This window comes from Ponticaulis sp. (assembly GCF_029210165.1).
Taxonomy (GTDB): domain Bacteria; phylum Pseudomonadota; class Alphaproteobacteria; order Caulobacterales; family Hyphomonadaceae; genus Ponticaulis.
The window spans coordinates 1,780,579-1,793,398 of record NZ_JARGNT010000001.1; the positions used below are offsets into that span (position 1 = coordinate 1,780,579).

Here is a 12,820-nt window from a genome sequence, read left to right on the forward strand (position 1 = left end):
CTCACTCATTGCGTGATTGTAACGACAATCTTAGGCACCGGATAAAGACGCTCATCCCTGCGCAGACAGGGATATGGTGAGGTTAGGCAGGCCCAGTTTCCCGCCTTCGCGGGAATGAGCGCACAATTCAGATTTCCGCAGATGCCCGCGCAGGCGGGTATCTATGCTTAGATGGTCTTTTATAGCGGGTTGCCGGATTTAAGCATGGGTTCCCGTCTTCACGGGAACCTGCGGGCAGTGATCCCTACTGGTGCATTCGCTGAGATTAGTGCACTTTGCGGTGGAACCGAGTTCTGCTCGCCTACCTTACCGAAGAATTTCGATCTTGATTTCCAATTACCAGCCATGAACGAAACTTTCAAAGTTCAGGTCTTATCCAAAGACGGTTCGATCCAGCAGGTGTCTATTTCGCCCTCAGCTGGGGGGGCGTGGAGCTTGTTGGTCGATGGTTTAGGAATGCAGGGCCAAGTGTTCGAGGGGGCTGACTTGTTCGATGCTTTGATTGTCTTGCGCAAGCAATTGGAGCGCAACGGCTTTCGCTTGCTTTGTGCAGGCGCGCGTCGAGATGTCTTGCCTTCTGGCATGGCGCGAAGCATGGGAGGGGCGCGACAGGTGTACGTCCTTGAGTTGGGCAAACCGGCTACGACACTGATAGACATTTTTTCTGCAGCAACCTCGGAAGAGGTTGGCACTGTTGATGAGCAACAGAGCTTTGGGCGGCAATGGATGACTTCTCTCAGGGAGAAAATGAAATAACTTTGTCCTTTGCAGCGGAACGGCGTTCCGTTTGCTGAACGAAGCTGGAGAGAGGCAATTACATCATGATGAAGCGCATACTGATATTGCTGACGTCGTTTGCGATCCTCTCCGCATGCAGTCCTCGCTTTATGAGTGAGGAGCAACGCACAGAAAGAGGCAAGCGGGTTTTAGCGTCCGCGCTTACGCAGAGTGAAGTGGTTTCGCTTCATTCCGCCAGAGATGCTTCCACCGCGTTTGTGATAGGCAATGTCGACATGCAAGAGGATACCTTTTGTTTTGGTATGCTTGCATCTCGAAGCGCTATGACTGGAAACTGGGTTCATTCGGACCGGACTGACTCGGTAAGGCGGTCCTGCTGGAAATATAGAATAATTTACTACATCACACCGGGGGATCAGAGGGTTCTGGAAGGCGACAATTCATAGGCTTGTAGGGCACATTGCTTTGTTCGGATTGTGGTCGCTCATCCCTGCGAAGGCAGGGATCTGGCGAGGTTGGCAGGCCCAGTTTCCCGCCGTCGCGAGAATGAGCGCACAATTCTGATTTCCGCAGATGCCCGCGAAGGCGGGTATCCATGCTTAGATGCCCGCTTGCAGCGGGCTGCCAGATTTAAGCATGGGCTCCCGCCTTCACGGGAATCTGCGGACTATATTGCCCGCTGGTGTATTCGCTGCGCTTAATGCACCCTAGCGCGGAACGGAGTCCGGCCTGCTAATGTGGCATTCCGCGCCATGGACGAAACGGGTAGACCTTTTACTCTTCAATCAGAACATGAGAAGAAGCGGTGCGATCCGTACGGCAACCAGTCTATGGGTAAAACCTGCTTCATGCGTGTAGGAACTAAGATGCCGAAATTTCTAAGCTTCTCCTCAATTGCTGCATTGATAGCTCTGTCAGGGTGCGGCGGTTACCAACCATACTCGAACAGTTTGACGATTTTTGTGGAGAACGGTGATGTTAATTCGCTGCTGACGGAAATTGAGCGCCACCCATACCTAGGTGACTATGTGACCGACGTAGTGAGGTGGGGGGAGTTAGGTAGTACGCCCGACGCGGTTATCGTCTATTTCGGCTTAGAAGACGGGACTCACATTGGGACCCTTGATAATCATGCGGCGACATACAGGTTCAAATGGCTATATCTTTGCGAAGTTTTTGACAGCCGGAGTGAAGAGGAAGCGTTTCGCGACAGCGTGTTCAATTCGATTGAATCAAGCTTTGAAGGATTTCGCTCGTCCGAAGAGGTCAACTTCGAGTGCGACTATCCCGGGTAGGGTGCATTCCGCGAAGCAGTGCACCAGAATAAAGCGGCGCAGATGGTTTCAGGTTTCCGGGGCTACCTCGTTGTCATCCCGTGCGCAGTGCAACGCGTAGCGATGCTCTGCAGACACGGGACCTGATCGCGGGAAACTGCATGTTTCGGGTCCCGGATCAGCAGTGCATCATTATCATGCTGCACAGCATCCGGGATGACAGTACGCCCGACGGCTAAAGACCAAAAACTAATCCAACGCCACTACACACCACCCTAAACTTGGCGCATGAACCCCGCGCCATCATCTGCCCCTGATTATACCTCGCTGACCATTGGCCAGCTGATCGGGCTGAACCTTGCGAGGCTTTATGCCTGGTGCATGCGGCTTCACGCGTCTGGTGAAACATACGCGCCGCGTGACCTCGCGCGGATGGTGATCTCAACCGACGCTATGGTGCATGCCTATGTGCGCATGCTGGCCTCGAGCCAACTGGAACGGGCTGGCTTTAAGTTTGCAGCAAATGCGATGCGTACGCCCGTCTGGCAGCGGGCGGGCAGTCTTGTGTGCTCTCGCGCACCTTCGGCACGCATAGAGCGCGCTCAGGGCTGTCTTATATGCTCTCGAGAAACAGACACTCACATAGAACTCGTTCAAGGCTGCGAGCTCATCTCATTGGCCGAGCTGTTTGACCGGCTTCAGACCACAATCGAAAACTTTGAACGCGCCGAAACACTGGCGAGCCATCTGGCCCGAGTGATTGTTTGCGCGCTGGCTTATATCGCACCTGAAGTTCGCACGCGCTGCACGTATCAGGTAGCGGTCAACGAACCGGACGACGCAAATTCCAATCCCGTCGTAATCGCAAAAGAACCATGGCCGCCACCCTTCCGGAAACCGGAGCGCCAGTACGCATTCAAGAACCCGTAAATCTGAAACGCATTCATTCGCGGGAATCACAAGCGACTGCGTAGGCGCAGGTGCGACAGCGTAAGCTGGCATAGCGCCGAGCAATCAAAAGCAAAATACGCGGCAGGGCGATGCTCTGCGGCGATACAGGTGCACCGGCTTTCGCCGATCTTTGATCAGACCTGTTCTTCTTCCTCGATGAGGATTTCACGGACAACCGCAACAGCGCCGGAGAGGATCAGCACGCCAAGGCCGATCAGCCCCAGCCATGGATTGATCAGGTGTTCTGACGCATTCGTCGCGGTCGCTGTCAGCGCCAAAGCATCCAGAGGCCCCGCATGTGCTTGCGGTGCGGCGAGGGAAAGCGATAGAAGTGCAGACTGTGCCATGATTGGACCTGTGATCAATTCTGATCGTTTCTCCGCAAGTCTGATGCCAATCTGAAAGCGAGGCCCGAGCCTGATGAATGAACGTGTGCCGACATGGCTCTGGGTCGATGCTCTGATGCGCCGCGCGTCTCTTGCAGGTGCATTCGGTTATGTGGCGGCCAAAGGCGACAAAGAACGCGGCGATGTCATTTTAAAAATTGCGCGCCTGGACGGCCGCGCCGCGTTATTTGTGCGCTCTCCACTCTCTATGGATAGCCCGAGCTTTGACTGGTTGCCGAGTGCGGGCGAGTGGGCCGAAGAACGCGAAATAGATGAATTGATTCAACGTCGTCGCTCTTATGATCCGGACCTGTGGGTGGTCGAGATTGAAGACCGTGAGGGGCGTCATTTCCTCACTGAAACCGTGAATGGTGAATGAGCGGGTAATCAGGGTAGGCGAAGTCTTAATTCATCCAGCCGGATTTGAACGTGCGGTAAAGCGCGGCATTAAAAGCCATGCGCTAATGTCCATTTCAGATGATGGAGTGGGTAGCACATGCTGTTCTTATTTAACGATCGTGTTCTTGAAATCGGAGACCCGGAAGTCCGGCTTCTCGCCAACTGGCAGGAGCTTGGATGTGGTCGTCCTGATCTTTTGTTCGCGCGTGATGCCGTCGACTTTGCCAAGGCCGTGGTCATTGATAGTGACCAGTTCGGCGTTGATGAAGCCGTCTATGCTGACTGCGCAGCGCTGCTGGCTGTGAAAACACATGCCAATACAGCTTTCTTTATTCGTCAGGCAGGGGAAGAAGATGCGTCCCGCGTTCAGGCACGCCTCAACCTGATTGACGAAGAACATTTAAAGCGCGTGAGAAATCAGCGCCGCCCGGTTGGCGGTCACGCCTCGCTTGAACCACTCTGGGTTCGCGCAGCCTGATTTGTACGGAAGGGTGCAGAAAGCGCCCACCACAGGCCCGCGGCATTGCCCGGCGGCCTTCTGTCCAGACCTAATTCCATAGCTTCATGACCTTCGCGCGGCTCGGCGCAATAGGTGCGGAACATCCGGTCCCAGATGGACAGGCAAAACCCGAAATTCGAATTTGTTTCCTGCATGTGTACTGAGTGGTGAACGCGGTGCATATCCGGCGTGACGATGACTTTCCGAAGCGCGCGGTCCACGGTCTTCGGAATGCGGATGCTGGCGTGTTCGAAAATGGACGCCGCATTGAGGATAACTTCAAACAGGAAGATGCCGAGCGCCGGCACGCCGAGCAGAGCAATCACCGCCAGTTTGAAGCCGAAGGAAAACACCATTTCCAGCGGGTGAAATCTCAGCCCGGATGACGCATCCAGATCTTCATCTGCGTGATGAACTTTATGAAACGCCCAGAGCGGCGGTATATAATGCATCATCATGTGCTGAAACCAGATGGCGAAATCCAGCAGCACGATAGCTAACACGACTTCCAGCCAGACGGGCAGGGCGATCAGATTGAACAGACCAATCCCGCGCTCATTCATGTCCATTGCAAAGCTGATGGTCGCGACCGGCAGGATGATACGAAGGAACACAGTAGACGCCGCAAGCAGGGCAACATTCGTCGTCCAGCGCGACAGGCGCGTATGGCGGCGGTCTTTGCGGGGAATGATGAACTCAAGAGCGCTGAACAGAATCAGCACGCCTGCAAAGACAGACAGGCGGATCATACCCTCAAATTCGGTCCAGTTTTCCATAAAGATAATGTTGTGACTTTGTCTGAAAGCGGCAAGTGGCAATGGGGTCGCATCACGAGTGTGTTATAAATGTTAGCTCACTACATTTTTGCGCTATTTCACTGCTATTGGCCATTGCATCAGCAAGCGCGCTGTAGACAATGGTCGCTGAGACAATTTGAACCGTTATAAAATAACCTGTTTTCCGATAGGACAGCAGGACCATGTAAACAGGGGTAGAATCCAGATGAAAAGCATTCTCGCTACGCTTCTCGGTGCGTCCGCGCTGTTCGTTTCCGCGCCAGCCTTCGCTGACGGTCCGGAAATGCCGCCGCAGGCACGCATGTGCGGCACGTGCCACAACTATGAGCCAGGCGGTCGCCCGAAAATGGGCCCGGAGCTTACAGGTGTTTTCGGCCGTACGGCTGGCACGATGGAAGGCTTCAACTATTCACCAGCTATGGCGAATTCAGGCATTGTCTGGGACGCTGAAACTCTGGATGCGTATCTTGCGAACCCACGTACGAACATTCCTGGCAACCGTATGAGCTTTGCCGGCATTCGTGACGAAGCGCAGCGCGCAGCCGTCATTGAATGGCTGGAATATGAGACAACGCCTGAAGCTGCTGAATAAGCGCACGCGTTAGTTAAAACGAACAAGGCGGGCCGATGGCTCGCCTTTTTTGTCTTCAGAACACGCCCATTGAAAGACCTGCGGCGAGCGCCGCCCCGATATCTGCGCAGGTTTTCAGCTCGTCTTCCGGGATAGTTTTCGGGGCGAGGATTTGTGCTTCGGTCTGGGCATGCGTGCAGATAATGGTTGCAGGCTGGACCTCTTTCAGTCGCCAGCCCTTGGCAATCCGCGCCAGCTGTCGGACTGCGTTTTCGCCGTCAGAGCCTGCGCAAATCAGCTGGGCATAGGGGCGTGCCTCTATGTTTCCGAGCAGGGGGTAATAGCAGCGGTCAAAGAACTCTTTCATCTCGCCAGATAGCGAGGCGAGGTTTTCCGGCGCTACAAACAGATAGCCGTCTGCCGACAGCATATCGTCCGGGCTGGTCTCTGACGCCTTTTGCAGCTGCGTCTCGCATTCTTCTTTGGCGGCGTTGTAGGCAGCCTCGGCCATTTGGCGGCTGCCGCCGGTGCGCGTGTGATAGACGATCAGTAAGCGTGTCATGCGCTTAAGCTAGCCAGTCTCACCGCGCGCACCAAGCGCGAAACTTACTCCACGCCCATAAAGACGAGCTTCTGGATGCGGCGGCCTGTGTTTACCTCGGAGGTGTAGAGATTGCCTTGAGAGTCCGCGACAACAGAGTGGAGCCATGTGAACTCGCCCGGATAGCGGCCGACGCGGCCAATACGGGCGAGAATGTCATAGCTCTCACTGTCCAGAATCCAGATGGACGAGTTCATCATGTCGGCAATGTAGATGAATTCTCCGTCCGGTGAGAATGTGATGTCAGAGACTGTGCGCGTACCGCCGGTTTCTTCGGCGATGACGATGTCACGAACGAATTCGAGGTCGCCATTTTCCGCGCGTTGGAAGACCTGAGCGCGGTTATTGCGGCGGTCACAGATATAGACGAGGCCTTCCTCGGTGCTGACCACGCAGTGGACGATATCACCGAAGCTCGGGGCTTCAGGGTTAGCGCCGCCATCTGAATTGCTTGAGGCCTGGCTCTGATCGAAGCTGCCTTCGCGCGTGCCGCCGGATGGATCAGAGGCATAAGCGCCCCATGCACCTTCATAATCCAACTCCATGCCGTCGAAGCTGATAATGCGTTTGTTGATATAGCCGTCCGCGATGATCACATGGCCGTCCACGAAGGAGATGTCAGCCGGATTGCCAAGATACTCAGGGTGGGAATTGCCAGCCGTCTGGCCGTGTACACCAATCTGGCGGATGAATTCACCATCGGAAGTGAGGTTCAGAACGACATGGTCGCCATCGCCATTGCCGCCAACCCAGACGGTATTGTCGTCATCAACGTAGATGCCGTGAATATTGCGCGGCCATTGGTTCACGCCATCAATCTCAGGGGCATAATCCGGTCCGCCCCAGCCTTGCAGAAACTCACCTTCGGCTGAGAATTGCATGATAGTCGGGCCCGGCTCACAGCAAAGCGCTGTTGGCGGATCCGCAGCGAGGCCAATGTCGGAGAAGCTCAGTGTATGAGGGCGGTGGGCGAGCCAGACATTGTCGTCATTGTCGACTGCGAGGCCCGGCGTCTGGCCGATAATCATGGTTGGCGGCATTTGCGGCCATGCGGCGTCGACCATAAAGCGCGGAAGCGGGGTGCCTTCCGGCGCATAGACTTCCATTTCGAGAGGGACGAGTGCCTGCGCGAAACCGGAAGAGGCTTCGGCGCTCGCTTCAGGTTCTGCGGCGGGGGCTGGTGTTGGGGCAGGTTCCTGAGCCGAGCAGGCAGAGGCGAGTAAAAGGCCGGACGCGGCAACCAGAAGACTGCGGCGACGGTTAGAGATGACTGACACCAGATCCATGAAAACTCCCCTCGGATAAAAGCCTGACCAAGATAGTCTGGTTTTCGAGGGGAGCGATACGCTTCACGAAACTGTTATCGGTTCAAAGCCCGGACTGATTAGAAAACAGCCAGAGCTTCGACCTCTTCAGGCGTAAGTGAGACTTCGCTGGCCTTCACGAGGCTCTTCAGATGGGATTCCTTCGTGGCGCTGGCGATCGGAGCTGTCACACCGTCACGGTGGAGAAGCCAGGCAATGGCGAGCTCGGCAAGCGTGATGTTTTTGGAAGCGGCAATGTCATCCATCGCTTCAAGAACCTGAAGGCCGCCATTTTCGATATACTTCTTCGCCATGCCGCCGCGCGCCTGACCTTGCAGATCGTCGAGCGAGCGGTACTTGCCGGAGAGGAAGCCCGAAGCGAGTGAGAAATAGGTGACGACGCCAATGTTTTTATCGACGCAAAGACGCTGGAGCGGGCCTTCAAAGCTTGCGCGGGAGACCAGCGAGTATTCCGGTTGCAGTACCTGATAGGCTGGCAGGTCTTCAGTTTCGGCAATCTTCAGCGCGTCTTCCAGCTGGCCTTCATCGAAATTGGAGGCGCCGATGGAGCGGATTTTGCCCTCATCCAGCAGGTCTTTGTAGACGCCAAGCGTCTCGGCCTGCGGGGTTTCTTCGTCGAAACGGTGAGAGAAATAGAGGTCGATATAATCGGTCTTCAGGCGGCTGAGGGAGTTTTCGACTTCTTCGCGGATCCAGCGCGGTGACAGTCCGGTATTGCCGTCACCCATATCCATGCCGACCTTGGTGAAGATCTGAACCTTGTCGCGTTTGTCCGGACGGGCTGCCAGCCAGTTGCCAATCAGGGTTTCGCTTTCGCCGCCCTGATTGCCGGGCTTCCAGCGTGAATAGACGTCAGCCGTATCAATTGTCGTGAGGCCCTGATCCACGCACGCATCGAGCATTTTAAAGCTTTCGGTTTCGTCGAGTGTCCAGCCGAAAACATTCCCGCCGAAAACGACGGAAGAAATTTCAAGGCCGGTTGATCCGAGTGTGCGGGTTTTCATTCAGCTCTCCTTGTTTGTCTGTCCTCAACTGACGTTGCGCGGCAGACGAAGTTCCATAGTGGAGAGACATATAGGGCTCAGCGGCGGGTCTCCCAAGCGAGCCATATGGCTATGATCGCTATGAGAACAGCCATGGCGCGTCGGAACGCGATTTTGAGAGGTGAGTTTTCCATCAATGCGCCGGCGCGGGCCGCGCCCAGAACGATCGCAGAGTGGATCAGAACGCTGACCAGAATATGGATACTGCCAAGGATGAGCGCCTGAACCCAGAAGGCGCTGCGTTCCATATTCATGAAGCCGGGCAGCAGCGAGACGTAAAACACGGCGGCTTTCGGGTTGAGCACATTGGCCATGAAGCCGCGCCAGAACGGAGAGGCACAACCGTCCTCGGACTTTGACGGCGATGTCTCGGCCGCGTCCTGCCAGGCTTCCCACGCCAGATAGAGGAGGAACAGAACACCCGCCCAGCGCAGCGCTGCATATAGAGGCGGAATACGGGCCACGATTTCGGCAATCCCGACAACCGATGCCAGCATGTAAACTGACAGCCCCAGCGTGACGCCAAGGACAGCGCGAAAGCCCGCAGCGCGCCCTTCGGATGCGGACAGCGCAGCCAGATACCCCATATTCGGACCGGGGGTCGCTTCGACCAGCAGGATCGCGATTAAAAACGGAAAAAGGGCAGAGGGTTCAACGGGCAGGATCATTCCGGAAAGCCTAATTGGATTACAAATGACCGGAAAGGGAAATTGTGACGCAGATTTAAATACCCCTTTGACGTTTGTGGGTTTAAAGCTGATCACGCATGAGTTGAACTTGCTTGCAGCACTCGCGTTCTGCTGGGATGTTCAGCTCCGGTATAGCCCTGTGGCGAAAGATTAACGCGGCAGACCTGCAAGTCTGCTATTTTCAGGTTCAAGTCCTGACGGGGCTTCCAAACTTTCCGGAAGCAGGTGGCGCAAAAGAACTGCACGAGCAGGTGCTTGTTAATTCGCGCATTTCACTCTAATTTTTTGTCCCCATGGGGGAAGTTTCGACATTATTCGTGCGCAAAATGCTGGAGAACAATCCGGTTGCGGACGCGCGTGCGCAGCTTCTTGCGCGGGCGGGGGTGTCGGAGGCCGAGCTCGCCGACCCCAAAGTGATGGTGCCTGCCCGCAAGTATTTCGCGCTTCTCGAAGAGATTGCAGACCTCGAAGGCCAGCGGGTCAAATTTCACATCAATGCCGCCCGCACCATGACGTGCGAAGATTACGGGGCGGTTGGCCTGGCATGGAAAACAGCCCCGCAGCTGTTGCATGCCTTTGAACGTATCGCCCGCCACTCACGCCTGTTTGTGCAGAATGTTTCTGGCTTCAGACTGGAAGAGGACGGAGAATTTACGCGCTGGATACACCTGCGTGAGTTTCCGCCGGTTCGAGGGTTATTGCTCTCGAATGAAGCCTCGTTCGTAACCTACATGTCGCTCTGTCGCGAAGCGTGCGGCCCTGATTTCAAACCCGTCGCGGTTCACTATAGTCATGACGCTGTAGGATGCCCGTTAGCGCTTGAAGAGTATTTCCAGAGCTCTGTCCATTTTAAGTCAGACTATTACGGGTATGTCTTCCGGACCGAAGATTTGCTGGCCAAGACGCGGCTGGGTGATCGTGATGTCTGGTCCTTTTTTGACGAGCATATCGAGAGAGAGCTGTCAGACCGCGAAAGCGAGGTCGGGCTGGAAAGTCAGGTCCGTAAGGAAATCAGTCTGGCGCTGAGTGATGGTCCGCCGCCGATCTCGGCCATTTCTGAAAAGCTGGGGCTTAGCGCGAGAACGCTCCAACGGCGCCTGTCTGAGGTAGATGTTACCTATCAGACGCTTGTGGATCAGGCCCGTCACATCATGGCTCGCAAGCTGCTGAACGACACCGGTTATTCGCTTGCAGAGATCGCGTTTCTGACCGGCTTTTCCGAGCAGAGCGCCTTCAATCGCGCGTTCCGCCGGTGGGAGGGCCGCTCGCCGGGAAGCTTCCGCACGAACGCCTGAAGCCGTGATGATTTGTGTCGCGTCCGGCCAAAACTCTGTCGCGCGGCGTCAAGATGCAGGATTAGAGTGCCGGTAGACATGGACTTGTTCTGACGAGGAGGAGCAAGTCATGAAGTCAATTTTCCAGCCTGCAAAACTGTTTGAAATCCGCCGCCCTAAAGTTCCGTCTACGCTTGTGCTGGGTGGCACAGGCCGCACCGGTCACCGCGTTGTGCGTTCGCTCTGGGATAGCGGGCACAAGGTTCGTATCGGGTCGCGACAGGCCGAGCCTGCTTTCGACTGGGAGAAGCCGGAGACGTGGCGGCGCTGTCTTGAGGGCATGACGCAGGTTTATGTGAACTTTGCGCCGGATCTGGCGATGCCGAAAGCGCGGCAGTCGATCACCGAGTTCACTGACCTCGCCTATCGGATGGGTATTCAAAAGCTTGTGCTCCTGTCCGGCCGCGGTGAGGAAGAGGCGCTTGCCTGCGAACAGATTATCCGGTTCTCCGGCATGGATTGGACGATTGTCCGGTCAGCCTGGTTTAACCAGAATTTCTCTGAAGGGGCTTTCCGCAGCATGGTTCAGGAAGGTGAAATTGCTTTGCCAACCGGCGGTACGCGCGAGCCTTTCGTTGATGTGCACGATGTTGTCGATGTCATCATTGCGGCGCTCACCGAGGAGGGACATGAGGGCAAAACCTATGAAACGACAGGCCCGCGTCTTTTGGGGCTTGAGGATATCGCCGAAGAGCTTTCATCCGCACTTGGGCGCACGATCACCTTTGCTGACATTCCGCATGACGTGTTTCTGGAAGGCATTGAAGATATGGGCATGCCCGCAGAGCTTGTCTGGCTGATGGATTATATCTTCGCGACGGTGATGGATGGCCGGAATGAGAAGATCGGCTATGGCGTGCAGGAAGCTCTGGGGCGTCCGCCACGTGATTTCCGCGACTATGCGAGCATGACATCGCTGACCGGTGTCTGGACGCCGAAACGCGCGCTTAATCTGGTTACCGCCTGATGCCGGATATCGGCGTCAGTGTTATTTGACGCCAAGCGAGCAGAGAAAGCGGAGCGCTTCGGTGAGACGCTCTTCGCGGCTGCCACGGACTTCAATCCACGGTACGCGGCTTTTGATGATTTCTTCGCGAAAGCGGGTCGTCATGGTGTGGCGTTCTTCGCCGCCTTCGCGGATGGCATCGGCCTCGAAGGCAATGTCATCAGAGGTGAGGATATAGGCAAACGGGCGAACCTGTTTCGCTGCAACAGCATCAACAGCCGGCGAGCGAGACCCGAAATAGCGTTCATGCCAGAGCGCGGTTGTGAGGGCATCGGTGTCAGCAATGATGAGGCCATTGTCAGAGCGGCGCGCGGCGGCATCTTCCAGCGCGTTCTGCTCTTCAGCAATCTCAACGAGCTCTTCGGTGCGCCATGGCTCGTCTGTCACTTTGGCGCGGCGTTCAGTGTATTCGCGGCCATATTCTGCGACGTAAGGCGAGTTCAAAGCCTCGGCCATCATGAGCGCAAGCGTGGTCGTGCCGGTGCTTTCAGCGCCTGTCACAACGATGCGACGGCAGAATTTCGCGCGCAAGGACGCGGGCAGTAAAGGCCAGAAGATATTCGCCATTACGTGAGGCTGTCCGCAGCTTTTGGTTTGTCGGTTCGCGCTTTTTGCCACTCAATCAGACCGGCAATACACATAGCCAGGAAGACCGCATAGAGACCGGCTGTCAGCCAGAGGCCCTTATGGATGTAGAGCGGGATGTAGATGAGATCGACCGCAATCCAGAGCCACCAGTTGGCAATCCATTTGCGCGACAGCATGAACTGGGCGACGAGGCTCATCGCTGTGGTGAGCGCATCCCAGCCTGCAACCGTAGAGTCTGTATATTCGTGCAGCACCCATTGGATGAGGGCGGCAATGACAATAACTGCAACGCCGCATGCGATCAGAACCTTGGGGGAGGCTTCGTGAACTTCCACGCCCTTATGGTCATCGCCGCCGCGCAGCCACCAATACCAGCCAAGACTGGCCAGAATGAAGTAGACGCCCTGAAGGCCGGCATCCGCGTAAAGACCTGACTGGACGAACAGAACGGCGAAAAACACATAGTTCACCATGCCGACCGGGAAGGTCCAGATGTTGCGGATAACGAGCAGCCAGACGCAGGCCGCGCCCGTTACAAAGCCCGCCAACTCAATCCAGTTTGCGATCAACCAGTCGATCATCAGTCCCGTCGCCCATGTCACCTGTTTAAAATCTGTAT

At 55.8% G+C, this 12,820-nt stretch carries 16 protein-coding genes and 1 tRNA gene; 9 read left to right on the forward strand and 8 right to left on the reverse strand.

Annotation, left to right across the window (positions count from 1 at the left end; all coding sequences use genetic code 11):
- Nucleotides 1-204 precede the first annotated feature (204 nt).
- The 3 genes from P1U45_RS08720 (at nt 205) to P1U45_RS08730 (ending at nt 2,942) form a co-directional block, all read left to right on the forward strand.
- Nucleotides 205-756, forward strand: coding sequence for a hypothetical protein (locus tag P1U45_RS08720; protein ID WP_301058714.1), 552 nt, complete (start codon nt 205-207; stop codon nt 754-756).
- A gap of 719 nt (nt 757-1,475) precedes the next feature.
- The gene (locus tag P1U45_RS08725) at nt 1,476-2,033 is read left to right on the forward strand and encodes a hypothetical protein (protein ID WP_301058715.1); all 558 of its coding nucleotides are present in this window, start codon (nt 1,476-1,478) and stop codon (nt 2,031-2,033) included.
- Nucleotides 2,034-2,300: 267 nt separating this feature from the next.
- The gene (locus P1U45_RS08730; protein WP_301058716.1) at nt 2,301-2,942 is read left to right on the forward strand and encodes a hypothetical protein; all 642 of its coding nucleotides are present in this window, start codon (nt 2,301-2,303) and stop codon (nt 2,940-2,942) included.
- A gap of 155 nt (nt 2,943-3,097) precedes the next feature.
- Here P1U45_RS08730 and P1U45_RS08735 read toward each other — a convergent pair whose 3' ends face one another.
- Complete coding sequence (locus P1U45_RS08735) at nt 3,098-3,310, reverse strand: hypothetical protein (RefSeq protein ID WP_301058717.1); 213 nt, start codon at nt 3,308-3,310, stop codon at nt 3,098-3,100.
- A gap of 73 nt (nt 3,311-3,383) precedes the next feature.
- Between P1U45_RS08735 and P1U45_RS08740 the strand changes: the two genes are divergently transcribed.
- Entirely contained in the window at nt 3,384-3,728 is a 345-nt protein-coding gene (locus tag P1U45_RS08740) for a DUF1491 family protein (RefSeq protein WP_301058718.1), read from the forward strand.
- Nucleotides 3,729-3,845: 117 nt separating this feature from the next.
- Nucleotides 3,846-4,226: a hypothetical protein gene (locus P1U45_RS08745; protein ID WP_022694547.1), complete on the forward strand. Its 381-nt coding sequence runs from the start codon at nt 3,846-3,848 to the stop codon at nt 4,224-4,226.
- Here the strand turns inward: P1U45_RS08745 and P1U45_RS08750 are convergent.
- On the reverse strand, nt 4,187-5,023 hold the full coding sequence (locus P1U45_RS08750; protein WP_301058719.1) for a sterol desaturase family protein: 837 nt from the start codon (nt 5,021-5,023) through the stop codon (nt 4,187-4,189). The genes P1U45_RS08745 and P1U45_RS08750 overlap by 40 nt on opposite strands.
- A gap of 226 nt (nt 5,024-5,249) precedes the next feature.
- Here P1U45_RS08750 and P1U45_RS08755 point away from each other — a divergent pair, with 226 nt between their 5' ends.
- A complete protein-coding gene (locus P1U45_RS08755) occupies nt 5,250-5,636 on the forward strand; it encodes a c-type cytochrome (RefSeq protein WP_293609748.1) in 387 nt (128 codons plus the stop codon).
- A gap of 55 nt (nt 5,637-5,691) precedes the next feature.
- On the opposite strand, the gene P1U45_RS08760 is transcribed toward P1U45_RS08755, so the two are convergent.
- From P1U45_RS08760 to P1U45_RS08775, 4 genes are all read right to left on the reverse strand, one after another.
- The gene (locus P1U45_RS08760) at nt 5,692-6,177 is read right to left on the reverse strand and encodes an NAD(P)H-dependent oxidoreductase (protein WP_301058720.1); all 486 of its coding nucleotides are present in this window, start codon (nt 6,175-6,177) and stop codon (nt 5,692-5,694) included.
- Nucleotides 6,178-6,221: 44 nt separating this feature from the next.
- Nucleotides 6,222-7,502, reverse strand: a complete 1,281-nt coding sequence (locus tag P1U45_RS08765) for a beta-propeller fold lactonase family protein (protein ID WP_301058721.1) — start codon at nt 7,500-7,502, stop codon at nt 6,222-6,224.
- Between the two features lie 98 nt (nt 7,503-7,600).
- The gene (locus tag P1U45_RS08770) at nt 7,601-8,545 is read right to left on the reverse strand and encodes an aldo/keto reductase (RefSeq protein WP_301058722.1); all 945 of its coding nucleotides are present in this window, start codon (nt 8,543-8,545) and stop codon (nt 7,601-7,603) included.
- A gap of 77 nt (nt 8,546-8,622) precedes the next feature.
- On the reverse strand, nt 8,623-9,252 hold the full coding sequence (locus P1U45_RS08775) for a LysE family translocator (protein WP_301058723.1): 630 nt from the start codon (nt 9,250-9,252) through the stop codon (nt 8,623-8,625).
- Between the two features lie 154 nt (nt 9,253-9,406).
- On the opposite strand from P1U45_RS08775, the gene P1U45_RS08780 reads away from it, so the two are divergent.
- The 3 genes from P1U45_RS08780 (at nt 9,407) to P1U45_RS08790 (ending at nt 11,574) form a co-directional block, all read left to right on the forward strand.
- Nucleotides 9,407-9,482, forward strand: a tRNA-Ala gene (locus P1U45_RS08780).
- Nucleotides 9,483-9,599: 117 nt separating this feature from the next.
- Nucleotides 9,600-10,568 (forward strand): AraC family transcriptional regulator, encoded by a 969-nt coding sequence (locus tag P1U45_RS08785; protein ID WP_301059289.1) that lies wholly within the window; start codon nt 9,600-9,602, stop codon nt 10,566-10,568.
- 109 nt (nt 10,569-10,677) lie between these two features.
- Nucleotides 10,678-11,574 carry an NAD(P)H-binding protein gene (locus P1U45_RS08790; protein ID WP_301058724.1) on the forward strand — a complete coding sequence of 299 codons (897 nt, stop codon included), beginning with the start codon at nt 10,678-10,680 and terminating at the stop codon, nt 11,572-11,574.
- A 21-nt stretch (nt 11,575-11,595) separates the two neighbouring features.
- Here the strand turns inward: P1U45_RS08790 and P1U45_RS08795 are convergent, their stop codons facing one another.
- Together P1U45_RS08795 and pnuC are read right to left on the reverse strand one after the other, a co-directional pair.
- Nucleotides 11,596-12,180, reverse strand: coding sequence for an ATP-binding protein (locus P1U45_RS08795; RefSeq protein WP_301058725.1), 585 nt, complete (start codon nt 12,178-12,180; stop codon nt 11,596-11,598).
- Nucleotides 12,180-12,782 carry a nicotinamide riboside transporter PnuC gene (gene pnuC, locus P1U45_RS08800; protein WP_293607129.1) on the reverse strand — a complete coding sequence of 201 codons (603 nt, stop codon included), beginning with the start codon at nt 12,780-12,782 and terminating at the stop codon, nt 12,180-12,182. Before pnuC ends, P1U45_RS08795 begins: the two co-directional genes overlap by 1 nt.
- Nucleotides 12,783-12,820: the final 38 nt, after the last annotated feature.